This is a genomic window from Acinetobacter sp. FDAARGOS_515, assembly GCF_003938865.1.
Lineage (GTDB): Bacteria > Pseudomonadota > Gammaproteobacteria > Pseudomonadales > Moraxellaceae > Acinetobacter > Acinetobacter ursingii.
Genome location: NZ_RKIX01000001.1, coordinates 43357 through 66659, shown reverse-complemented (window position 1 = coordinate 66659; position 23303 = coordinate 43357). Strand labels below are relative to the sequence as shown.

Here is a 23303-nt window from a genome sequence, read left to right as displayed (position 1 = left end):
ATCCTTATGACAGGTGGCCTTCCTGGTTTTAAGAGTCCTTTTTAGAATCTGTATCAACATTCCAAATAAAGTCTTCTTTAAAGTCAGAATTAAAACCAGTTGTGATGTCTAATTCACTGTCAAAATCCACTAAATCTGAGTTATTAGAAGATTCCTCTAAGGGATTAGAGTTGCACATAAAATACCTGTATTTGTTTTTTAAAACGTCAATGTGATCGTCACGGATATGATACATGGTATATACGAACTAGACCACACGTAATTGTTATTCACGTATGGTCTGGTATATACCTTTTAAGGGAGGGTTTTAGAAAGATAATTGCTGGATTTCTTGATCGTTATCTAAGGTTTTACCCTTAGGTAACTCAGCCTTATAAGCTGGCTCTTCTGGAGGATTAAGCATACGGTTAATTTCATTTAAAAAGTAATCATTACCATCAGGAAGCTTAGATTTTAAATCCAAAAAGGCAGCTTCAATTTTGGTTGTACTGTCCAGCTCGTCAACAAAGCGTTCAACATCCTTGAGATCAAGCGCAAATCTAAACTCATTACGGCCTGGCTCAGTAAAGTGGATGTTCAACGATTCATCTGTTTTACCGCCTTTAGGATCATGGAATACGTTGGTATTCGACATAAAACGATTGAACTGTTTTGCAACAGATTTCACCGTCACATTAAAGCAGTCTGACCCGTTGTAGTAGAACTCAATACTTGCTTTCTTGTACGGGAAATTAACCTTAGTACCCACATAGTTATTGCGGTTGAAATCAATGTTTACAGGCAATTGATTAAAGAAGTTCGCAATCTCTTTAACTTGCTTAAACGTCACTTGGTTTTCAAGAGAGCTTTCAAACAAGTCAGTTGGTGTATTTGATGGCAATAATAACGCACGGTTACGCATACCATCAGCATCGGTAAATATAACGGTTGAATGTCGTAGATCTAGTGAGCTGACAATCTTATGTGCCTTGAACATATTGCCCGTTAAGGTAATCGCTTGTCGTGTGACATCACCAGACGGCGCTTTCTCAAAATAGGTACGCGTATAACGGGAATAATTGTTTTGTTCAGTAAATAAGTTCACCAAGGGTTGACGATCCTCAACATGACGTCTATTCACATCAGCATAAGAATAAAATTCAGGATTGAAGCGTTTTAGGATAATACGTCCTTTTTCACTCACTGGAGCTACCCAATCCAAGTCTTGCTTGGCATTTTGCATGGTGTAATTGATCAGTGGAACTTTAAACGACTTCTTATCACCAGGGTAAACCAAATCAAGCTTAACCGCATTCGGTGTGATTGCACCTACACGTAACGGCGGTAGGTCTAGACGTAGCAAAGCACCTGTTTTGTGATCTGGCGTCACTTCATCATCAAAAAGACTAGGTTTTGAGATAAGGAACAATAACCCATGCGCTGAATGACCTTCTTTTTCGTTCCTTTCCATAGAACGAGCCAAGAATTTTAGATCCTGAACAATTCGATACATGCGATCAAAGTTAGAGGTCAGAATAGGATCATTGGCCAGATAAACCGCTTCAGCTACTTTTTCAAAGGCATCTGCAGAGTGATCATCAGGTTTACGAAATTGAATATCATCAATGTGTTTTACATTGGCTTCAACAACACCGAAATGATCAAATACTTCGTGTCGATAATCACGAATTACTTCACCACGCATTTGCCCATTTTTGAAAAATAACTTTTGCTTAGCAAAGCCTTCATATTTTTGGTACATCAATGCCTCAAAGTTATAGGCATAGTGTAGTAGTCCGTGTACCGTTTCATTGATGTTTTCATTGATACGTTTAAATTGACGCACCAGATAATCATCACTTTCTTTGAACATGAGTTTTAGATTGTCAGCACGTAATGGCTCAACATGTTCAATGTATTGCAGACCTTCAAAACGCACAGGTAGATCAAAGGTATTGATCTTGGCTGCTTCTGTTTCTGAAGTCACGGTAAAGAAGTTGTCCTTCACTTCAAACTCACGGACTTTTTTAGCTTTCCAGTCTAAAAAGTTGGTCTTGAGAGGGTTACGACCCAACAAGTCTAATTCACGGATCTTATCGTTATAGTCAACAACCAAGTCTTGATAAACCTGTTCTTGCTGACTAATCGGCATCAAAATCAGTTTAGATAGCAACTGGTTTACATGATAGTTTTGCGCCGTGCGATACGATGGTCCTTTTTCATCATCCGAAATATCAATATCAAGTGTGTTCGCCAAGTTCACGTTATTTTTTAAATAGTCCAACGCTACCCGGTTGCCAATGTAGTTGAGCATGTCAGGATAATCGTTTTCGTTAAACTTGGTTTCTGAGTTGGCAGAGACGTTCGCTGATAGGGTAGACAGTTTACGCATCATCATTAAGTGCATACGTGTTTCTGCTGGAATACCCGAATCTACTGTCGTCATAATCGGATGTGATTCTTCACCACGGCGACCCACACGACCGATCATCTGAATCGTATCGGTAGAGTTCTCAGGTTTTTGCAAGAAAAACAACTCACGTTGGCGCAAGTGATCCGATGGAATTGTAGGATCAGGGTTTTTGGCTGCATGTAGAGAAATACCCGTACAACCAGAGCGAGTCACAATAACAACATCGATTTCACCAGATTGGAATTTTGATTGAACCAAAATCTTACCTTGTGTCGTATTGTTCTCTTGTTTATTAACCTTCCATTTGCCGTCTCTTGTTTCCGTTAAGTGGATCTGACGGCCAGAGATTTCATCAATCTTGAAGCCAGCTTTTGTCACCTTGTTACGTAGTACGTCCAAAGGCATCAAAGGTAGGTCAGGGAACTTTTGAATCTTTTCTTTGATACGATCCAAAATGATTTTATACGGACTTACCACTGGATCGCCGTTTTCATTAAATGTCACTTCCGTACTGAGCTTCTTAACGAACGAGTTACCGTAGTTATCTTCAGCTTTCACCACATCGATGCGATCTAACATCACTTCAAGCAAGTCACGGAATTGTGGGAGTTCATCTAAAACAGAAATTTGACTTTGCAGATAGCTACCGCGCTTATCTTCAAGCTTAGTCAATTCCTTTTGAATATTTTTCGCTGCTTTTTCATCGCCAGCGTCACGGTTTTCTTTGATCATGAGTTTTTGAAGCTCATTTTCAAGAAATTCAATTTCTGACGATACCGACTTGAAGTTATTAAACGCTTTTTCTTTTTCAGGCGAATCAGCGGTAACGTCTTGCGCCGTATCTGCTTTTAAAATCGCTTCCATGCGACTTTGCATCAAAATGTTGAATAGACTCTCACCCGTATTTTCCAAACCAATCACGGGCTTTCTACCCTCATGTAACGCCTGAATCACAGCATCACTTGTAGAGTCAGTTTTCAATGCCAATAGGAATTGCTTTTGGATCTGGTACATTCGAGATCCAAAGTTCATCACACTCAAACTTAAACGGTTTTTCGGATCGTCTGAATCCTGATGAAAGTCTAAATTGGCAACAGCATCATCATCATTGGCAATGTTTTCTAGCGCATCGAGGCGAATGTCTTTAGAAAATTTCACCATGTCCGTCAAGATGTCAGAAAGAACATCTGAGTAATTGTGAAATTTCTTAATTTCCTCTTCAGTTGGCACAAAGGTTTGAATGGTAATGTGCGAGAGATCTTGCTCTCTACGAATCATGGCAGAGCTGTCTACCAAACCTTCAGAAATAAACTCCAAAATTGGACCATCTGCATTATCGATAACCTTTTGTAAGTCATTACGAGATACGGATCGAGGGAACAATTTATGGAAGAATTCAAGATTTTCAGGTTTCTTAATTGCCGATGCAGACTGGAAATTAATTAGATTGGTCTGATCAATAACATCTAAGAAAAATTGACTTGTAGCTGATTTCAAGGATGCTGCACGGTGCGTTTCATCCATCACCAAAACAGTGTCTTGATTAATAAAACGAGTCAATAACGCACGTTTACGGTTTGGTCGGTTAAATTGGCTATACGTTGCCAATACCAAGTCATGTTGCGCTGGAATATCTTCAATTTCCTTAGGCAGATCTTGACCAGTGAATAAAACCTCTTCAGTACCAAAGCGGTTAATCACAGCATCCGAGTTAAAGATAAACGGATCTTTAAAGAACTTGTCACTGTCTGTAGCAACAATATCACGCCAAATGTCGTTCAAGAGTTGCGTTGTATCTGTAAGGAAAACAGGGGGCTTTCCTCTTAACGCACTATATCGTAAACACGCAGCTGCAATACGACCTTTACCTAAACCCGTCTGGTCGCCAATAAGCACAGGTAAGTTTTGGTCAAAACGTAAAATGATATGGGCAACCGCATCGACCTGTTCACATGCAAAAGCGGACTTTAGTGCATCAAAATTGTCATATTGCAATTTCTTAGCGACATAGGCATCAACAAGAGTAGGGTAGTTACCATTATCGACTTCAGCTTGGAAATTTATACCCCCAAAACCTAATACATTTTGGATGTGTGTAGTCAATTGAGCATTTGCCTGATTAATCGCTTTAATCTGGTTTTTAGCCACTAAAGCAATTGGCTCAGATGCCATAGACATCGGTATATACTTAACTTGGTATATATTTTCCGGAGTTGGTTCTGTTGTGTTTTCAGCATTAGGAACAGGAACAATCGGCTGTAAATTTGATTGGTCAGATTCAACAGTCGGTTCTTCTTTTTGCTCAGTACCGATCGCTAATTCAGAATTTAACTTAGCAATCTCTTCAGCAGTTAAACCCGGTTCCTGTTTTACTTGCTCTACCGCTGGTTCTTCAGCTGGTGTTTGTTCAGGTGTTTCACCCTCATTGATCGCCGTGGTATCACCTACTTGAAGATTAACGTCATCGTCAAGGTCTTCATCCTGATTTTGGTTCTCGTGCGGATTCTTTACCTCAGGCACGAAATCATTAGACTTCCTTCATAAATCATTTTTCAATCAATTTAATAGTTTATCTTTCACCCAATCTAAATTGTATATGCCAGCAAGTAAATTAAACCGCAGGTTTAATCGTTTACGACGATTTCTATATACACAAGATAAAATCTTAAAACATTTCATCCTTCCAAATACATGCTCTACTTGAATTCGTCTACGACCAATCTCTTTATTTAACTTTTTTAATTCAGAATCTAGTTTTTCAGTTTTCTTTGCTTTAGATGGCATGAGGCATCCAAAACCCAATTTCTTTATCCCTAAATACCCCTTATCAACGATAAAAAAGGGCTTAAATTTTAATTTCCTCATGCTTTTTTTAAATATTTTAAAATCATGCATGCTTCCATGACTTCCACATACACTCAGTATTTCACCTGTTGTATAGTGCATAGATAGCTGAAATTTAAAGGTATGTCGCTTTTTTTTACCGCTATACCATTTCTTCTGTTTTTTTTTGGACGTTGAACTAATATTTCAGTTGCATCAATCACAACAACTTCCCAATCCACTTCATCTCGATTAGGAAGTTGTTTTGGCAAGTTAAATTTTCCAGAACGGATTAAGGTATCTTCAATAACACGTGTGATACGAATTGCACTCGTTTCAGATACACCGTAACTCATACCAAGATGGAAAAATGTTCGATATTCTCTCCAATATTCTATACATAAGAGCAAACGATCTTCCAACGGTAATTTATGCGGTCGTCCTTTACCAATATGACGGGGTAACTGCTTATTTATCTCGGCCAGCATGAGGTTAAATGTAGCCCAACTAACACCGGTAAGCCTACGAAACTTAACGTCTGATAATTTTTGAATATCTTTGAATTTCATCCAAGGATTATCCCTTGAATTAAATAATTTTGCTGATTAATTTAAGATCAAATAAATTGTACGTTTTTTGATTTATGAAGGAAGTCTATTGTCATTTTCATTTTCAAACGTTGGTGTAGCTTCAGTTGGTGTAGGTACATCATCATCTGAACTGGTTGTTTGCGTACTAACTTCAACGGTTCCGAAGTCAAAAGAAACTTTATTCGGTTTTGATTTAGGTTTACGACCAAACATCGGTTTTGGTTTGACAGCTTCCTCTTGCTTAATCTCTTCTTCTTTAGCGACCACGACTTCATCAAACATAGTGACTGCAGACGTAGGCGTTACACTTGATGCAATATCTTCAAGTGGCGAAACAGGCTGTTCATCACCTAGACTGGCAAACAAATCGTCATTATCTTTTTCAACAGGCTTAACCTCAACAACAGGTTCAACCACTGGTGCTTGTTGTGCTTGTTGCTCAACTGGAGTCGGAGTAGTTGGCTTGAAGTATAGATCCTTATTCGGATTCAAACGTTTATAGATTACGTTATTAGCCCATCCCCAAAGTTCGTCATAGTCCGTTATGACTTTCAACTTATCTGGTACCACAGAAGATTGGTAAGTTTGTAGTAACGCTTGTTCGTTTTTACGATTGCCTACCACCAACATACGAACATTTTGATTAGCGCCGTTTCGTGCATATGCATTGCCGTGGATTTCTACAACCGCCTCAACTTCATAATGCTTATAGAGATAATTGAGTAAATTCTTTGATTTACGCTCAACCGTACCATCTGAAATCTGTTTATCTGAGCCAATAATGAAAACTGAACTCCCTTGATCGTTTCGTGCGTTTAGTGATTTAACCAGAATAGCATGGTCCAATTTATCCGTACTGAACCAGACGTTTTCTGATGGATCTACCAATAATGGGTTTGGATCTACGCCGTTACGCTGTTGAACCAAAATAGGTGCAACACGTTCTAATTTATCCATAGCACCAAAAGGAGGGTTGGCAATCACATAGTCAACTTTTTGCTTAAACGTTTGCTCAAAATCAATTTGTGTAGCATCTGCAGTAACAACCGTGCATTCATAATTTTGAGTCAGTGCTTTTGTACGTTCAGCACGTTTGGGATCTAACTCAACCGCATAGACAGAAGCATTACGCTCTTGGGTTAATAAACCGATTAAAGATCCATTACCCACAGTTGGCTCGAGCACGGAAAAGTTTTGTTTTGTTCGGTTATCACCCTCAATCAATAAGCGCTGAGCCACAAGTGACATCGGGATTGGAGTCGAATATTGCTGTAACATACGAATCGTATTGTTTCGCATGGTCTTAGTCGGCATGCGATTGTATAACGCTAAACTCGTTTTAAATGAGCTCTCAGTAAAATCAAGCTCACCTAACTTTTCGACCATCACTGTTTCAAGCGCTTCTTCTGCAGTATGGATCTGTTTATCTGTTACCTTGGATACATCAACGTCAGCATTTTTGGCTTGCGTGATTAGAGCTAAAAACTTTAAAAAGTCCTGGTGATTATGGCTCTTTGTTTCATGTTCTAATTGATAGATATAGCCTCTTAAGCATTCTTTTAAATCTTTTTGCTTGGTCGCACGTAAGTACAGACTAGACGGCTGATCATTAGGACCTTCAGGTATTTGCGTACCTTGGGCATTCACGTAAAAACGGTTATGAGCTGAAGCATAGATTTTGTTGCCATCAGAGTTATAACCGAGTGGAGTTGCACTATTCAACGCAACGTTCAATCGTTGTGGCACCAATGTTTTTGCTTGGGCATTGAATAAATCATGCAATTCTTGGCGAGTCGCAAGCACACTACGGATAAATTCTTTTGGAATACCCAAAACTTCATGAAACAGTCTTGGTTTGATCGTTTCATTCAAATTGTATTGATACAAGTGACCGTCAAAGTGAGGATAAGCCTCAAACTTCATCGGTGTAAAACCAATATTATTCAAATTTTCTTTAGATAGTTTTTTTTGAACGTCCAATAAAAGTAATTGGCTATCCGTCTGGCCAACACGCCGTACATCGAGATATACACCAGCTTGTGATAAGTCGATCCATTTAATTTTTTCGTTTAAATCATGAGTAGTCATAGCGAACCTGAAGAAGAATTATTTTATTTGATTAAAAAGTCATGTCGTTATAGACATCAGAAGTCGCAGCCTTTTCTTGGCTTTTCTTAACATCCATTTCTGGCTGTCTGACTATCATCATTAACTCTTGCGGATCAGGTAAAAGATCGTGGTTGAAGTTCTTAGATAACGGACTATCGATTGAAGCTTTATGTTGCTGTACATGCTCTACCGTAATTTCTGAAAAGTTCAACGCATTCATACGGGTTTGAGTAAGTTCAACAGGCTCGATAAACGAGACAAAACAATTATTCGAGTTCCGTTGGTGTGGTTGAATAACAATAAACGCTTCAGCAAATTGCTGTTTTGCATGCGTCAATTTATTCATGGTCTGACGATCAACTTGACTTAAAAATTGAGGATTTAAGTCGTGCGGTTTTGGATTGCCGTAGTCATCGGTAAATTGATTCACTAGGGGAGGTGCACCAACACCACGAACACCCTCACCAGTACGTAAATCGATTTCTGGATCTACCTTGCGAAAACCAGCGTGAGGCGTTTTATTGTTGAAAAATTTCTTTAAGAACGTGTCTTTGTAAAGCGCACCTAGTTGTAGTTGTTGGCCATGATAAACCTCAGGCAGTAATTTTTGACTCACCAAGCCAGCGTAAAGACGTTTTAAATTTTGATTTTTTTCTTTGTCTACATCTTCATTGTAGAACACTTTAATTTGTCGATCGCCAAGTAATGCAAACAGGGCAATACGGGCCTGGTCCATAACATAAACGTTCTGAGCCTGTTTATCGAACTGGTCTTTTTCATACTGGTTGGATGGTACAAAATTTGGATCAAATGTTGCGGTGTGAAAGTCATTGCCGTTCAAAATATCTTTGATACTTTCAATCGGATCTTTAGCAACCCGATAAGACTTTTTAGTTTTATCAATACCGCCACGTTGCATCAACGGATCTGGCTTAGCGAATTGCTTAACACTTTCACGATCAGCACTGTCATAGGTTGGAATCAATGGGATTGTAGTTAATACAGAACCAGACTCATAGCGCACAACAATTTTTGAAAATGGAATGCGCTCAGGTTGGTTGTCAGTACTATTCGATAAAGATTTAACAAGAAGCTGTAAATTATTTTTAATAATAGCGTTATGAAGTGCTGGAGAATTAATTTTTACATTGGGCACTTGCATATGTGCTGCATCTTCAATGATTTGAGCTTTAACAAAGAAATCGCCGTTTTTTTGTTGATGCACATTGATAGAAGTGACTGCTTTGATTAATTGCGAATTCGGGTTGTTACTCATTACGTTGCACCACTGAGCAACATAGGTTTTATAACCGTCAAGAGATTCGTTGGGTGAGTCAACACATTTGTCAAAACAGATAATTCGACCACGGTTAGCACCGCGATTATGTGTGTCTAATGAAGTACGTTGGTTACGTCCAGAATCAAATTTTGCGTGGACTTCATCTACTGAAACATTCTCAGTATGATGCTTGTTGAGTTTATTAATGATCTTCGTGAATTCTTCAGATGAACTCATTCGTATGCGAACTGGTTCATTGGTAGACATATCAAAGCCGTATGCATACTGCTCGTCTTGTTCATCATGTTTGTAAAATTGATCTACAGTCATGACGATACGTTTAATCGTATTATCACTTTTACTCATTTCTTAAATTCCACGCTTTATATTTTTGATTGCTGGTCATTGACTCAAGCTATTTATAAAATACTACAAAACCTCATTGGTATATACTAAGGAGGCAAATAAAAAATTAAAAAATATATTAAAAAGTTTAAGAGTAAATTTTTAAAAAGAAATTTATGTTTATTATCTTTCTAATTAAGGGAAGTTAATTAGGGACATTTTTTATGCTTATTTTTCATGATATTACAGGGTTAGGACGGAAAAGCACAAATGGTACGAGCGAAAATCAAATTCATTTGAGCGCAAATTGAATTTGATTTTTTAGAAAAAAAGGCGTTTTTAGCTGGTTTTTGACGTTTTTATCCACTTTGCAATTAAATTCTATCCACAAATTAAGTTCTTGTATATTAAAATGAATTTAAAAATATGAGAAAAATATTGTTCATTTTTTAGCTTTTTGCAATATTGGAAATTTGCAAACCAGCAAGTCTTGTAAGTCACTGTTTATAATAAAATTAAATAGAACCAAAAATACTTCCAGCGCAAATTAAATTCATTTGAACGCAAATTAAATTCAAAATCCTGAGGATAACTTTTCCAATTTCCTGAGAGCCTTGATAATAAAGACTTTCAGATATTATGAGGAATAGCCCTTATATACGACCCAACGATTGCTATTTAGCTCGTTTTACGACAAATCAATAACTTACGTCATTAGGACGGAAGAAAGTTTACAACTGGATGTAACAAAGTTTCGCTGAGTTCTTACTATAACAGAAAATCAATGAGTTACGTCATTAGGACGGAAGAAAGTTTACATCCACTTATAAAAAATTTGCGCTGGAAGTTAGGTACAGCCAAAAAGTTATAACCTAACCTTAAAACATACTAAGCGTACTATCTATGATAGTCGAGCTATTGGATCTGGACAAAAAAGTAAAATCAATAACTTACGCTATTAGGACGGAAGAAAGTTTACAACCCATTTATAAAAAACTTTCGCTCGTATTTTGGCACCACTATAAATCAATAACTTACGTCATTAGGGCGGAAGAAAGTTTACATCCACGTATAAAAAATTTTCGCTCGAAATTTGCCAGCACTATAAATTAATAACTTACATCACTAGGACGGAAGAAAGTTTACAATCCAGTTTATAAAAAACTTTCGCTCGTATTTTGGCACCGCTATAAATCAATAACTTACGTCATTAGGACGGAAGAAAGTTTACATCCAGTTATAAAAAACTTTCGCTCGTATTTTGGCACCACTATAAATCAATAACTTACGTTATTAGGACGGAAGAAAGTTTACATCTACATATAAAAAAGTTTCGCTGGGTGCCTATCTTGAGCACATATTTTTTTTGATCAAGTATTACATTGGTTAACTTACATTGTAATTGTGAATATTTCTCATATAAGGCACTGTTTTTCATAGTCTTATTTATTAAGAAATTACTGTTAAAAATGCTTTTAATCGTAGTCTAATTAACGAATTGATGCTATAGTGTCTACTTAGAATGCCTATGGGAATTCGAGATATGCAATTTCAATCATTTAGTCTTAGACATCAAAAAATACTCATTAACTTCAATGTGTTTAGCTCTGGCTCGTCTGATATTTTGCTAAAAGGTGTTTTATCTGCAGAATTGCTTATTCTAGTTGATAATTTAAATGCATTTTATTCTGCAGAAGACGGTAGATACGTTGTATCAGCTGAAAAAGTTAACCACGTTACAGGTCTAGATTTTAATAAGAAAACTATCAACCAGATCATGCGAGAAGCTTGTGATTTATCATTTATGATTGATACAGATGTGAAGCAAGCTGCAGCACCTATGATTGACGAAATTCAAATCTTATCAAGTGGCGATATTACTTTTAAACTCACTAAAAGTTTTGATTTTTTTAGAAATTCTCTTAGTTTTAAAAGCATATATGAGAAGCTACCATACAGGTTCACTACTTCTAAACTAGAGTTACCGCAGATCGGACAACAAATAATGTTAATTGCGTAATTAAGCCTCTGACGAGGCTTTTTTATTGTCTAAAATTTAGTTAGTATATACACAGCTTTAAAGCGAAAAGACTACAACGTTAGTTGGGTTGCAAATATATTTTTATTTTTATTTTTTAATTCAATCTCAGGCAATGTACGTTGTACGTTGTCTAAAGTGGAGCAGTTATGCAAGATTCTTCACAAGTCTGCATAAGTAAAGGAATTTCAGAAGATGAAATTTTTGGACTATCGCAGTCAATCAAAGATTCAATTATTAATGCCGAAACAAAAACCATGGATCTCTTGGGTTACGGCAACAAAATCAGTAATTTCATAGTCGAATGTTATCTAGATATTCCAGTTGTTGATCAATTCATTTTTTACTTAATGTTGGTGAATGCCAAAAATAAGTATGCACATCAGCTGCAGCGCGTTATCGCTGAAAAACCTGAATTATCCCAAATTGAAGCATTACAACTAGCGAACAACTTTGTTCTGAATTTTGAATACATCCGTCAAATTCTTTTATTCAAAAATAAAGCTAATTACCTTAGCAATGGCCGTATCAAATCTTTGGCATGGAATACGCTAAATAGTGTTGGTAAAGTGATGCTACCAATGAGCTCTTTACGCCAAATGGACAGCGAACCATTTTCAAGAAATGACGTAGACAGCGTAACTCATAAAAGAATGTTTGCCAGTACGGGCTATTTTGAATTAGATAACAATGCGTTTATTTGCTATCAGCTTGAAGAAACGTTGATTGCCAATCTATCTGAATTAGATTTTGATAAAAAGGGGCGCTACACAGTTCTCGACACTTTAACGGTTCTTGGATTTAAGGACCGTTTTGATCTTTATATGTATAACTTGATGAAGATCAATGAGTTTCGTGGCGAAGTGGTTATTCCTTACATTGACTTCAAAGCATTAACCGAGTTTTCAGTAGAATTTAAATACAAAGCAAGTGATTTTTACCGTAAACGACTTCTTGTTTCATTAGAAAGACTGAATAATAATCCATCTATTGAATTATTTATTTCTGTTAAGTATGAACCATGCAATAAGCGTACACCAGATCGTGACAATTTTTGCAATTATCGTTTTCAGATTCAGTTGAAGTCCAACTATCGTAAAGCGCTTAATACATTAAATGAAATGTGTGCAAAGGTTCAGGATGAACAGGGCAATGAGCTTAAAATCAGTAATGCGCTCTTCACTTCAGCAATTCGATTGAATAATGGTGAACCTGAAAAAGTAATAGAACTTGTTAAGGATCGTTTAGCTGCTTATACAACTAAGAATGGACCATCATATTTAGCTAAAAATCTTAATTTGGTTGCGTCTTATGTTACGCGAGCTCTAGAAGATCTATATAAAAGTAATCACTTCTTTGAAAGATTCCTAAACGATATGAAGCAAGCAGATAATTTACTTTATCTGAGAAATCGTGATAAGAAAGTTGAGATCGAAAACAAAAGTGCATCTACTTTCTCAAGCGAATTCATTAATATTCGCGACAAAGTTGATGTTACCACTTGTGAAATTCTTACAAACGCTGAGTACATTTCAAAGAAAACGGAAGCTACTGTAATTATTGATTATGCTTTCATACGTAATTCTATTTTTATTACACATCCTCATTTGCGCCACCAGCGAAATGCAGACGAGAAAAAATACATAGATCTCGTGTGTGAAAGCACAAAGCTTTGCCAAATATTCTTTGGTACGGGTAATGAAAATAAAAAAACGTTAACTCAAAACTATTTAACAGAACTCCTGTTTGAACATTTTTTTGATGATAATTTCCACTTGAACTCAGATGTATTAAAGAATCTTCTAAAAAAAGATAAGGACTATTGGGTACAAGAAAAGCAAAAGACATTTATGCGGTTGTGGAAACTTGCAAATGAGTTCAGTTTAAAAGCTATTAGTCCAGCGAACTACAACGGTAAAGAGAGTTCAGACAATGAATAATAAACTTTATTTATGTGCAATTTTTACGGCTACTATATTGAGTAGTAGTGCAAATGCCGATTTTAGTGATTGGTATAAAAAAGCAACTTCAAATGAAGATTCAACTCAGCAAGTGCCAGCTCAACAACAGCAAGCACCTGGTCAAATTCAACAGCAAGCACCAGTTCAGGTTCAGCAACAGCCGATACAGCAAAGACAATATAATTCTAATCGGAACACCACAGCTACGCGTTACCAAAACAATAATGCAAATGTCACTGGTGATTCTGGCCTTGAAGCACGAATGAATAACTTGAATTCGACCATTGAGAATCTAAACAAGTCATCAAAAAGTGGTGACAACCTCACGAATAACTATCTAAATATTGTTCAATTCATAGTGATAAACGAAGAAACACGTAAATTGGATGGTAAAGACAATACATCACTGATCAATAACATGTTGGCTGGTATTGTGAGTTGTCAGAATAAATACAAAGTCGATGTTATACAAAAAGTGAATAATCAACTCCCAAGAGATGTTGCTAACACCGTACAACGGTATTTAAGCCAGAATGGACGCTCTATTGGTGCAAACGGCAACTGTTTATACTAATTAAACCCCCTTTTAAAACCGTCCTTAAAAGGCGGTTTTTTTTATTCTTAAAACATACCTATTTATTTTAAAACCACATTCTATATACTACTAACAGTTTAATGAATATTAATGTGGGTTTTATCATGATCAGTTCTAAAACAATATATGAACTATATCAATTGCTGAATCAATCCGAAGTACAAGAATTAAAATCATCTATAACAGAGACTTTTGGTGCAGATGTGGAAAGTGAAGTTGATAAAAGCCCGGTCTTACAGCAAAAGATCAATTATTTTATTTATCAATATATACATCTCAAGCATCCAGAAAGAACAGACAAGATCTTATTCGATGCAAATGAGTCGGCTCACGAGGTTGTAAAAACAGAACACCTTAAAAGTGAGCCAGTACCCTTATTAAAAGATTTTGTATCAAACAGCAGCAATAAAAGTTTAGCACCTGAAGAACAAAAAAATGTAATTGCAGTCACTTTACCAGCCGAATTATCTGACATTCCTGTTGAACCAACAAATCAAAACCATACAGGAAATAATGAAGTAAAACATGACTATAACATTATCCTTGATGGTCGAACTAAGCTAAATATATTGCTCGAAAGATATTTAAGTGGTGTTGATGATGTGGCTCGTGAAATCATTGTGAAGTGCTTTCTTGTTATCTCTATATTTGTAGCACTGATCTCTCTTGTTATGGTTCTTCTGAATACGACCAATATTAACCAGATCCAAGAAATGTATGACATTGGCCATAAAACATTCCTATTCCAATATGCTGAAGTCTGCAATGTAAATGTTGAAGTTGCAAAAGCGAATCCATGTGTTATCTCAGAAATCAATAAACGTATTTCTGAACTATCAAATAGCAGATTTTGGAACACGTTCGGGGTGGTGCTTTTCTCACTTTTATCGTGCTTTTTCTTCTACCATATCTCTACTTACCGTGATTCTAAAGATAAGCACAACGGCTAGTCTTAAAAGGAGGGTAGGGTGTTTTAAAATGGTCTTAAAAGGCCATTTTTTTATTTTAATAACAAAGTTTTATAGTTGATAAAAGGTATTCTAAAAGTATAATAGATACACTCTTAAAACTGGAATGCGTTGTGCTTTTTAAAATTCCAAAAACGGGTGAGATTGATTCAAGTGAACAATCGATGACAGGCCTGGTACTCAAATCGGCATACAACTTAGTTGCCATTTTCAATATTTGCTACATCTTTGTAGTTGTATTCTTTGTGTTTGAAATGTTTTTAAATACAACGATATACAAGATTAAATATCTACCAGAAACCCTCAATACTCCATCATATATATTGCAAATCATCATATTCATTTTATGTTTTTCTTCACTTCTGTATGCGATAAACAAAATGTTTGATGAAAAGTATATCCCTACACGCAAAGAAATCTATCTATTCCTTATCTCTTTTACTATCAATAGTTTATCAATGTTTATTTTTTTAGCTACCAAATAACACTGTAATACCAAGTTCCCACCGTAGCCTAAGCAAAAGTTACCTTTTTTTTTGGGTTTTAAAAGCAGTGAGCAAGGGCAGAATTAAAACACAAAAAAATAAAATTAATAGTTTTAAAAAATATTTTTTAAAACTAAATCAGTGATAATATGTAACCAAAGTTAAGTTTAAGAAAGTATATTATGTCTGATATTCGCAGCATCTATTTTTACGGTAATAATAAAAGCATCAAATTGGGTAAAAACCCAATCTTAAATACTGTCTTTGAAATTTTTCCAGCCACTAAAACCCCTTTAAGGCGGATTCTTAATCATAACCACCAGTGGGTTAGTAATTGCGCTTTTTACGTGCCTAACGATGTGAAAAGTGAATGGGTTAAAACGGTAACACTTTCAATTTTGACAATCTCAATTATGGCTTCCTTCCGTAATGCAATTGCACAGCAAAAAGGGTTGTCACCAAACGATGAAGCGCTTGATGAAGAGGTAGAAAACCTTGTGCCAGATTCGTTATTCAATTCTGCTATTGAATTATCGGATCTTAAAAAAAGTTTATTAGAAGTTTTGCCAAATTTAATGAGCGAATACCTTGCACAAAACTTTGGTGAATACGAAAGCATTATTACAAACGGTGTAGCTAAGCTTTTTATTGATAACCATGAATTTTTGGATAAGCAACTTGATTCTGATGCTGGAACAGATAATCAGATTTCAATGTTAAATTTTACTGACAATGCAGATGAATTATTTCACACAACAAACTATATTTTAGTCCGTATTGCTGATTCAAATGAAAACTTGAAAATCAACTTTACTAACAGCAAACCACATGCAGAACACTTAGGCCGAATTCTGCATACATTGTTGGGGGATGAAAGTTTTGAGATCTCAAAAGGTTCAATTGAGATACCTAATGACGAAGATAGCCAAGAAATTTTCATCTTTGAAAAAGAAACGAACTTTATTGATTTTTACAATTCATTATTGCTGGAAGTTAGTTTTTTTCTAGATCATGCAACAGTCTTAGAGCATATAGAAAAGTATGCACCAATTAACCAAACACTAAGCAGTTTGAGTGAGAATTTAGAAAAGAATATTAACTTTGTCATTTCTTCATTCAAAGAAACTCGCGATCTATCTGCATATTTAGAAAGCCGTGCTCAAATCATAGGGTTAATTCATGAAGCTGCACAAATCGCCAGCATTGAAATACAGCCAGTTGCTCAGGCTAAGGACCTTAAATCGTTAATTGAATCGCATCACCTGGTTACTTTTAATGATAGAGACACCTTTAAACAATTTAATTTATTTTGAGGTGAATATGAAATTTGTTATTAAAAATGGCATTGGTACACGTAAAGTCGAAGTGGATCTCGCATTAGATATACCATTGGTGCTACAAAAATCCATTTCTGTAATTGAGTATGAAGATTTCTTTAAATATTTTAGTGAGCAACATTTTCACATTTGCAAATTTAGAACGTTGAACTTTAAAGATAATAGCGTAGAGGGAAGTAGTAAGGAATTAAATCGCTTTATCTGGCTTGCTATGGCACATCAAGCTTATATGGAGCGTAAAGCTTTACTACCAAGTAAATATATTGCGGATCTAGAAGCTTCAATTTCAAGCATGTTTAATTTAGAGAGCGAATCGCGAGAATGGTACCGAGCTATTCACAAAGCCATAGATGCTTACCTTAAATCACAATTTCCTGAAGCAATAGAGTTTTTACCTTCCAACATTGCACCACTGGATGAAGTGACTAAAATTCTTATGCAAGAAGTACAGCCAGTGATACCAGTTGCAGACGAGCCAGCGAAGCTTTATAGCTGATTCTAGAAATAATTAAGACATAAAAAAACCATCTAAAAATTAGATGGTTTTTTTTGTTTGTGTTTTTATAATTTTGCGAATACTTCAGGATTGTCATTCATAAACTGTTCAATGAAATCATTGTCTAATTCGACATGTTTTGGAAGCTTCTCATGTTCACGAACAATGGATTTTATAGATTCAATATTTTGCTGATTGAAAACAGGTGTTGTACGGCTCTTATAGCCAGTATCAGCCATCGCATAGCGATCATCAAACATACCTGAAGAGGTATTAGAATCGACTTCTGAGTCGCTTATAGATAGTGTTAAGTTGCGGTCTTCAGCTAACTTTAAAATGAATTCGTCAGAGATAAAGTTACGTAGCTCATGCAGCATAGATTCAACTTTATTGTGTTTAAAAAGCACCTTTGCAATTGAACGACAAGATAAGAAACCTTTTGTGATGTTTAGATCTAGTAATTTTTGAGGAATGATTGGATCGCTTTTCTTGTTGCTATTCGCGATCTGTTCAACTTCTTCATCAGTCATAGAAGCAATAATGTTTTTAAAGAAATTGCCATATTGAAACTTTTCAATTTTCTCCAGCATTGTCACTTGTTCTGTATCTAATAAGCAAAAAGAAATAGGTTTAAGCTTGCGTTGGTCGGTTTTGCTTAAACTGCCATTTTGGTTTAAGCGGTTCTCTTTGGTTTTAGCGTTAGTTTTAGAGTTAGTCATTTTAAACACCTTTCAATATGTTTTAAACTTTGGTTAATACCAATAATCATATTATAAGTGGTTTTAGCTAAAATACAAAAAATGAACATTTTGTTTTTTTAAAAAAATCTTTTAAATGTTTTTCGTATATACTATAAGAATATCTATCTTAAAAGGTATAACTCGTGATTAAAACTGATACAGGCGATACGGTTGGAGGGGGTTTAACGAATCCTCAGGATGAAGTTCTAGCATTGTTAGAAGAGTGCTTAAACTCTGAACAATATACAGCTCGTATTACTTATATTTGTGAAGATGGCGGTCAATTAGTAGGTAAAAAGGCAGCTTTAAAGATTTTAAAGGAACAAGAGGACAATGGTTTAATGCTGGTTCCAATACCAGTCTTAGGAAAACAACTAAGAGTCTGGAGTGGTTTAAGTAAAACCAAAATGTCTAGTCACACAGGATTGTACAACAATATACAGTGGTCAAAGTTTGAAAGTGGCGAAAAGTTAATAACAAAGCAAGCGTGGACATTACTTCAACTTAGACTTGGGGTTCATCCAAAATACAAATTGGTTTTAAAAAATGAATTAGATGTCGAGTGAAATATATGTTAGTGAAATTAGCCCTTAGTGGTCATGCTTCTCCAGAAGCTTTAAGTAAATTTGAACGTATCAAAGCATATGTGCCAGATAGCGCACCTGTTTTGGTCACATACTTTAATAAACAAGTTTTATTAAGTGATCTACTGGTTAATTTATCTAATTTTTTACCATCGCTCGAAATCACAAAAGATAAAGACATGCTGGTTACGATTAGAGGAAATGAAACACCTTTAGTCGAACTTATTGTCAATTTAAAACTATACAGCATGAAATTAGGCAAACTTTTCTTTGAATTTGAGAATCAATTTAAAGAAAAAGAGCAAGACTTTAAGGACTTTATTAAACGTCACAAACTTAAAGGTTTTGATCATGCCAATTTTGTTAATTACGTGAAACTAGGTGCATATGATAGTGCTTTAGACATTATCAAACACCAGTACGAAAGCGTTAAAAAAACATTCTTTGTACTGTTTAAAGATCGTTTCACCCTATTAGAAAGCAAGGGTTTTATTTAAGGATATTCTATGGAAATGTTAGATCCATCAAACACAAACCCTGGACTCTTTTTAGTCATAATGGCTACGGCAATTGGTACCATACTTTTTGGTTTTTTAATTGTCGCTTTAATTGCACGATATAAGTTCAAGATTAAAGTTACGGTATCTAGTTTTATAGCTGCAGTTACTTTATCTGTATTTAGCTTTATATGCTTTGGTTCACTTGGTCCGATGGAACCTAAATACAGTACTTCAGTTGTTCAGCTTTATGCGTTGGGCTTACTGGCTGGTACTTTAATATTAAATATAGTTCTTCTGAAATTATTCAGCCCTAAAACTATTGAACAGTTAGCTTTGAAAGGTTTTAATAAGTCAGAAAATGAACAAAAAGAGCATTACAAAAACATCTTAAAAGAGTTTAAATGTATTACTGATTTGGAAGATAAAAACAAGCTTAATAAGCGCAGTTTTAACTTGTTAAATGTTTTTAAAAATAAAGGAAAACAAAATGTTTGATTTTAAGATGAAATCTTTGTGTGTTTTGGCTGTTGCCGGATCTCTTTTAACTGGTTGCGTATCTAGTACTATTGATGGAATGGGTTCTAAACGCAAACAAATCATGTTGTATTCTGAAAAAGAATATCTTCAGCAAAGTACTCAGTCTTACAACAACATCATCACGACTGCTAAACAGCGTGGATTGATTGTGAATAACGCTCAAGTAAATAGAGTAGCAAAACGTCTTATCGCACAAGTTCCACATTATCGAGCTGACGCAGCAAATTGGAATTGGGAAGTTAATACAATCCGAGATAATGAAATCAACGCGTTTTGTCTATCTGGAGGCAAGATCGGTGTGTTGACTGGTTCTATCACAAAAATTAATGCAACTGATGATGAATTGGCTGCACTGATCGGCCACGAAATTGCACATGCTTTACGTGATCATGGGCGTGAAAAGGTAAGTAAAAAGCTTTTAACTGGTTTAGGTGTGCTTGCAGCTAGTTCGGCTGGTCTTGGTGACATGGTTGTATCTGGCACAAGTTTACTAGGCGATTATGGGGTTAACTTACCTGGTTCGCGCAAACTTGAAAGTGAAGCGGATCTTCTAGGTGTTGATATTATGGTTCGTGCTGGTTACAACCCACAGGGCGCAGTCAGCTTTTGGAATAAAGTAGTAGCCCAAGAAAAACAGGGCACTAAAATTGATTTCTTATCAACGCATCCTACTTCAGAAAAAAGAATTGTAGCGATCCAAGACTACATCAACCAAAATTACAGGAAATAATATAAGGAGCTGGTTATGGATATTTACACAGTTATCCGAGTGAGCAAAAAGTTGTTTGACCACGGTTATGTTGTAATACCAGAACACAAGGTAGATTTTAAATCGGCTTTACTGCTCTTAAATGAACAAACCGTTGATGATCGATTTCTAATATCTAAAGATATAGTAGGTGCTGAAATCAGAGGGAATTTTGCCTTAATTGAAAAGGAGGGGAAGTTTCAATTGTTTACCAAAGGAATAGATTACTTTTGTTTGAATGTTGAGCTTGAAAAATCCAGTACTGATCCTAAACCTGAAAAAGAGATAAAAAAGAGTAAAGTAGTTCTCAAAAACCGTTATTTATATAAAAGTGGCGTGAAGAAGATAGGGGAGCTGGACACGTACAAGAAAAGAAGCGTCAAGATTACGAATGTAGGAAAACCATTTGTACTAAAACAAAAATTGCATGACGTTCCAGATTGGCTTTTTGAAAAGCTAAAAGACCAAGATGTATGTTGGATCTATTTTGAATATGCTGAAGAACAATTATCAGAGGCACCAATAGAAACTGCACCAATCAATTTAAAAAGTGACATTGAAAGTTGTGTTAAATACTTTAAGTTACATGGTGAAAAAACAAGAAAAAAACCAATTATCAATGCTGAAGCACCAGGTAACGTAAACCTATTCAGATATTGTGATTTACGGCGCATTGATCAGGAATTAAAAGTCTTATTTGTTTGTAGTGAAAACTATCTTTGGTTACTGGAACAAAATAGACAAGATCCACTACCTAACATCAAATTAAACAATATTAGTTTTGGCGGTTGGATCATTCCCAAGACGACAAACCAAGATATGTTGAATAAGCTAATAATGTTAGATAAAGAATTAAAAACGAATCCAGATGCTTATCTTCTAAGTGTACGAGAGTAAAGTACTCTCGTACAATAACTATTGTAATGCTACTAATTAAGTTGCTTAAATCTAAATAATTAAACATAGCTGCAAACATGAATCTCAATTTTTTATTCGGCTTTATCATAATTATTGTTGGCGGTGGTGCAGCAATAGTTGCGCTTCGTTCAATGTTAGAAAATGAAATTTTTATGAAGGATAGTATATGGCTATGAATAATTCTAAATTCGATAAATACTTATTGCGCTCATTTTTAAAAAATACTGGACTTGCAATAATTTCAATTAGTGCAATAGCATTGGTTATATTTGCATGTTATGTGGTTTATATAGGAATAGGAAAAGCATCAACTTATGTATTCAATAACTTTGTACTAACTCTAAAAAATATTGGCTATATCGTATTATTTTTAATCGCTTTAAATTTAGTTATCTGTTTTATTGAAAATGTTATCAAAGAAGCCAATCAAAAAAGGAGTGAAGATAGTTCAGAAGATAATGTATGAGGGTAATAAAAAGTATCATACTGGCTTACTCTCAACACTTTGATTTTTTGGTCTTTATCTCCATCAAGTGTATTTTCTAAAATATAGTATGAATCTTTTACCCTCATACACTAAGGGGTTAAGAAAGGTTTCGGCAAGAAACGCCCCTCAACAAAACACCTACGATAAAAAAGTTTTAGTGATCGTGGTGATCTGTATCAATTACGTCATTATTGTTTGCATTAAACTTAGCCTGCTCTTTATAAAAATTATAGTCGGCATTGTCGTATACAAGCTCTTTTGGGTAAGGGATACCCATTTCATCAAGCTTTAAAGCGTAATAATGCGGTATTGGCTTGGTTGGATTGAAGTATGGTTCAGGGTAGTACTGAGTAACGACTTTAGCGGAGTAGGAATTAACGAGTTGATCTACATCGCTTTCTATTGTTTTTTGTTGGTCATTGTAATAAGAGTCAACAAGCTCTTTGTCTGAGTGGCTTGCTGCACAACCTGAAAATATTAAAGGTATTAAAATAGCGATAATTCTATAATGTTTCATTTTAAATAGGCCCAGGTGTAGTGTATATTTAATGGAACGTTAAAATACTTTAGATTATACATGACTTTTAAAGATGCTGTAACACCACCTTTTATCAGAGGAAAAAGAGAACATAAGTTCTTGGCTAAAATGTTAAAATCTGAAAAAGATAAGATTAAGCTTTATACCAAAAGTTTAAGAAAAATTACTTTTAATGAGCTTTTAATTAGAGCAACTTTAATTTTAGTTGTGGTTTTTGCGTTAAGTTTTTGTATCTTTGGCGTATACCTATCTTTGAACGGTTTATTCTCAAAAGATGTGCATTTAGGAATGATTGGCATTATAGGTGATAGTAGTAGAATAATATTATGTACCATCTCAGCTATATTGTGCGCGGTTACAGCTTTCAAACTGTTTAAGAAAGCAAAAATTGACTGGAAAGAACATCAGTCATCAAAACGATATGCCAAAGCAATAACGAAAGAGTACCAGTCATTAAATAATTTGATTTTGGAACAGATTAAACAAGATAAAACAGGCAGTTATTGGCTGAACAGCAAAGAGATCCTGAGCATAACAGAGCAATACGAAGATAACATAAATGAAAACACAAAAGATTATCTGGTAAGTTTTACGCAAGATACGACTAAAAAGTATGTTAGGTTTTACATATATAATAATTCGCATATCTCTAATGGGTATACCAATGTTTTACATATACACTCGACTACTTTAACAATTTATTCACACTGTCTAAGTTATTCGGATTCGTTGAGTGTTAAAGACCTTTTAGATATTTCTGTTAAAAGTATTTGCATAAATTATTAGTTTTACTATAATACTTTTAAGAACAAAATTTAAATGTTTCTTACGAC

At 35.2% G+C, this 23303-nt stretch carries 21 protein-coding genes; 13 read left to right on the top strand and 8 right to left on the bottom strand.

The window, feature by feature from the left end; genetic code table 11:
• Positions 1-28: 28 nt before the first annotated feature.
• From EGS47_RS00365 to EGS47_RS00340, 6 genes are all read right to left on the bottom strand, one after another.
• A complete protein-coding gene (locus tag EGS47_RS00365; protein WP_077067968.1) occupies positions 29-235 on the bottom strand; it encodes a hypothetical protein in 207 nt (68 codons plus the stop codon).
• A 72-nt stretch (positions 236-307) separates the two neighbouring features.
• Positions 308-4912, bottom strand: a complete 4605-nt coding sequence (locus EGS47_RS00360) for a DEAD/DEAH box helicase (protein WP_228711775.1) — start codon at positions 4910-4912, stop codon at positions 308-310.
• A gap of 36 nt (positions 4913-4948) precedes the next feature.
• Positions 4949-5419, bottom strand: coding sequence for an IS5/IS1182 family transposase (locus tag EGS47_RS00355; RefSeq protein WP_077165880.1), 471 nt, complete (start codon positions 5417-5419; stop codon positions 4949-4951).
• A complete protein-coding gene (locus tag EGS47_RS00350; protein ID WP_171455400.1) occupies positions 5311-5703 on the bottom strand; it encodes a helix-turn-helix domain-containing protein in 393 nt (130 codons plus the stop codon). Before EGS47_RS00350 ends, EGS47_RS00355 begins: the two co-directional genes overlap by 109 nt.
• 153 nt (positions 5704-5856) lie before the next feature.
• On the bottom strand, positions 5857-7893 hold the full coding sequence (locus tag EGS47_RS00345) for an N-6 DNA methylase (RefSeq protein WP_228711774.1): 2037 nt from the start codon (positions 7891-7893) through the stop codon (positions 5857-5859).
• Positions 7894-7924: 31 nt separating this feature from the next.
• Positions 7925-9559, bottom strand: a complete 1635-nt coding sequence (locus EGS47_RS00340; protein WP_125269074.1) for a hypothetical protein — start codon at positions 9557-9559, stop codon at positions 7925-7927.
• Between the two features lie 1522 nt (positions 9560-11081).
• Here EGS47_RS00340 and EGS47_RS00335 point away from each other — a divergent pair.
• The 6 genes from EGS47_RS00335 (at position 11082) to EGS47_RS00305 (ending at position 17418) form a co-directional block, all read left to right on the top strand.
• Positions 11082-11558: a hypothetical protein gene (locus tag EGS47_RS00335; protein ID WP_044432065.1), complete on the top strand. Its 477-nt coding sequence runs from the start codon at positions 11082-11084 to the stop codon at positions 11556-11558.
• A gap of 167 nt (positions 11559-11725) precedes the next feature.
• Positions 11726-13516, top strand: coding sequence for a hypothetical protein (locus EGS47_RS00330; RefSeq protein ID WP_005005779.1), 1791 nt, complete (start codon positions 11726-11728; stop codon positions 13514-13516).
• Positions 13509-14111 (top strand): hypothetical protein, encoded by a 603-nt coding sequence (locus tag EGS47_RS00325; protein ID WP_005005776.1) that lies wholly within the window; start codon positions 13509-13511, stop codon positions 14109-14111. Before EGS47_RS00330 ends, EGS47_RS00325 begins: the two co-directional genes overlap by 8 nt.
• Positions 14112-14236: 125 nt before the next feature.
• The gene (locus EGS47_RS00320) at positions 14237-15082 is read left to right on the top strand and encodes a hypothetical protein (RefSeq protein WP_227555112.1); all 846 of its coding nucleotides are present in this window, start codon (positions 14237-14239) and stop codon (positions 15080-15082) included.
• Positions 15083-15767: 685 nt separating this feature from the next.
• Positions 15768-16898 carry a hypothetical protein gene (locus EGS47_RS00310; protein ID WP_125269072.1) on the top strand — a complete coding sequence of 377 codons (1131 nt, stop codon included), beginning with the start codon at positions 15768-15770 and terminating at the stop codon, positions 16896-16898.
• Between the two features lie 7 nt (positions 16899-16905).
• Complete coding sequence (locus EGS47_RS00305) at positions 16906-17418, top strand: hypothetical protein (protein WP_005005767.1); 513 nt, start codon at positions 16906-16908, stop codon at positions 17416-17418.
• 65 nt (positions 17419-17483) lie between these two features.
• On the opposite strand, the gene EGS47_RS00300 is transcribed toward EGS47_RS00305, so the two are convergent.
• Positions 17484-18137: a hypothetical protein gene (locus tag EGS47_RS00300; RefSeq protein WP_005005764.1), complete on the bottom strand. Its 654-nt coding sequence runs from the start codon at positions 18135-18137 to the stop codon at positions 17484-17486.
• 164 nt (positions 18138-18301) lie between these two features.
• On the opposite strand from EGS47_RS00300, the gene EGS47_RS00295 reads away from it, so the two are divergent.
• From EGS47_RS00295 to EGS47_RS00270, 6 genes are all read left to right on the top strand, one after another.
• Positions 18302-18724: a hypothetical protein gene (locus EGS47_RS00295; protein ID WP_005005760.1), complete on the top strand. Its 423-nt coding sequence runs from the start codon at positions 18302-18304 to the stop codon at positions 18722-18724.
• 5 nt (positions 18725-18729) lie between these two features.
• A complete protein-coding gene (locus EGS47_RS00290; RefSeq protein WP_125269071.1) occupies positions 18730-19239 on the top strand; it encodes a hypothetical protein in 510 nt (169 codons plus the stop codon).
• Positions 19240-19248: 9 nt separating this feature from the next.
• Complete coding sequence (locus tag EGS47_RS00285; RefSeq protein ID WP_106438923.1) at positions 19249-19737, top strand: hypothetical protein; 489 nt, start codon at positions 19249-19251, stop codon at positions 19735-19737.
• Entirely contained in the window at positions 19730-20509 is a 780-nt protein-coding gene (locus EGS47_RS00280) for a M48 family metallopeptidase (protein WP_068523911.1), read from the top strand. The genes EGS47_RS00285 and EGS47_RS00280 overlap by 8 nt, the downstream gene beginning before the upstream one ends.
• Before the next feature lie 15 nt (positions 20510-20524).
• Positions 20525-21424 carry a hypothetical protein gene (locus EGS47_RS00275; protein WP_125269070.1) on the top strand — a complete coding sequence of 300 codons (900 nt, stop codon included), beginning with the start codon at positions 20525-20527 and terminating at the stop codon, positions 21422-21424.
• Positions 21425-21611: 187 nt separating this feature from the next.
• Positions 21612-21911 carry a hypothetical protein gene (locus EGS47_RS00270; protein WP_125269069.1) on the top strand — a complete coding sequence of 100 codons (300 nt, stop codon included), beginning with the start codon at positions 21612-21614 and terminating at the stop codon, positions 21909-21911.
• Positions 21912-22086: 175 nt separating this feature from the next.
• Here EGS47_RS00270 and EGS47_RS00265 read toward each other — a convergent pair whose 3' ends face one another.
• Positions 22087-22449: a hypothetical protein gene (locus EGS47_RS00265; protein WP_005005750.1), complete on the bottom strand. Its 363-nt coding sequence runs from the start codon at positions 22447-22449 to the stop codon at positions 22087-22089.
• Between the two features lie 60 nt (positions 22450-22509).
• On the opposite strand from EGS47_RS00265, the gene EGS47_RS00260 reads away from it, so the two are divergent.
• Positions 22510-23256, top strand: coding sequence for a hypothetical protein (locus EGS47_RS00260; protein ID WP_125269068.1), 747 nt, complete (start codon positions 22510-22512; stop codon positions 23254-23256).
• Positions 23257-23303: the final 47 nt, after the last annotated feature.

What these genes read in the sequence shown, in the direction of transcription:
- EGS47_RS00310 (WP_125269072.1), top strand. Translation starts at nt 15,768, where the DNA reads ATGTCTGATATTCGCAGCATCTATTTTTACGGTAATAATAAAAGCATC.
- EGS47_RS00335 (WP_044432065.1), top strand. Translation starts at nt 11,082, where the DNA reads ATGCAATTTCAATCATTTAGTCTTAGACATCAAAAAATACTCATTAAC.
- EGS47_RS00365 (WP_077067968.1), bottom strand. Translation starts at nt 235, where the DNA reads ATGTATCATATCCGTGACGATCACATTGACGTTTTAAAAAACAAATAC.
- EGS47_RS00270 (WP_125269069.1), top strand. Translation starts at nt 21,612, where the DNA reads ATGGCTATGAATAATTCTAAATTCGATAAATACTTATTGCGCTCATTT.
- EGS47_RS00260 (WP_125269068.1), top strand. Translation starts at nt 22,510, where the DNA reads ATGACTTTTAAAGATGCTGTAACACCACCTTTTATCAGAGGAAAAAGA.
- EGS47_RS00320 (WP_227555112.1), top strand. Translation starts at nt 14,237, where the DNA reads ATGATCAGTTCTAAAACAATATATGAACTATATCAATTGCTGAATCAA.
- EGS47_RS00265 (WP_005005750.1), bottom strand. Translation starts at nt 22,449, where the DNA reads ATGAAACATTATAGAATTATCGCTATTTTAATACCTTTAATATTTTCA.
- EGS47_RS00350 (WP_171455400.1), bottom strand. Translation starts at nt 5,703, where the DNA reads ATGCTGGCCGAGATAAATAAGCAGTTACCCCGTCATATTGGTAAAGGA.
- EGS47_RS00340 (WP_125269074.1), bottom strand. Translation starts at nt 9,559, where the DNA reads ATGAGTAAAAGTGATAATACGATTAAACGTATCGTCATGACTGTAGAT.
- EGS47_RS00285 (WP_106438923.1), top strand. Translation starts at nt 19,249, where the DNA reads ATGGAAATGTTAGATCCATCAAACACAAACCCTGGACTCTTTTTAGTC.
- EGS47_RS00345 (WP_228711774.1), bottom strand. Translation starts at nt 7,893, where the DNA reads ATGACTACTCATGATTTAAACGAAAAAATTAAATGGATCGACTTATCA.
- EGS47_RS00275 (WP_125269070.1), top strand. Translation starts at nt 20,525, where the DNA reads ATGGATATTTACACAGTTATCCGAGTGAGCAAAAAGTTGTTTGACCAC.
- EGS47_RS00280 (WP_068523911.1), top strand. Translation starts at nt 19,730, where the DNA reads ATGTTTGATTTTAAGATGAAATCTTTGTGTGTTTTGGCTGTTGCCGGA.
- EGS47_RS00305 (WP_005005767.1), top strand. Translation starts at nt 16,906, where the DNA reads ATGAAATTTGTTATTAAAAATGGCATTGGTACACGTAAAGTCGAAGTG.
- EGS47_RS00290 (WP_125269071.1), top strand. Translation starts at nt 18,730, where the DNA reads ATGTTAGTGAAATTAGCCCTTAGTGGTCATGCTTCTCCAGAAGCTTTA.
- EGS47_RS00330 (WP_005005779.1), top strand. Translation starts at nt 11,726, where the DNA reads ATGCAAGATTCTTCACAAGTCTGCATAAGTAAAGGAATTTCAGAAGAT.
- EGS47_RS00300 (WP_005005764.1), bottom strand. Translation starts at nt 18,137, where the DNA reads ATGACTAACTCTAAAACTAACGCTAAAACCAAAGAGAACCGCTTAAAC.
- EGS47_RS00325 (WP_005005776.1), top strand. Translation starts at nt 13,509, where the DNA reads ATGAATAATAAACTTTATTTATGTGCAATTTTTACGGCTACTATATTG.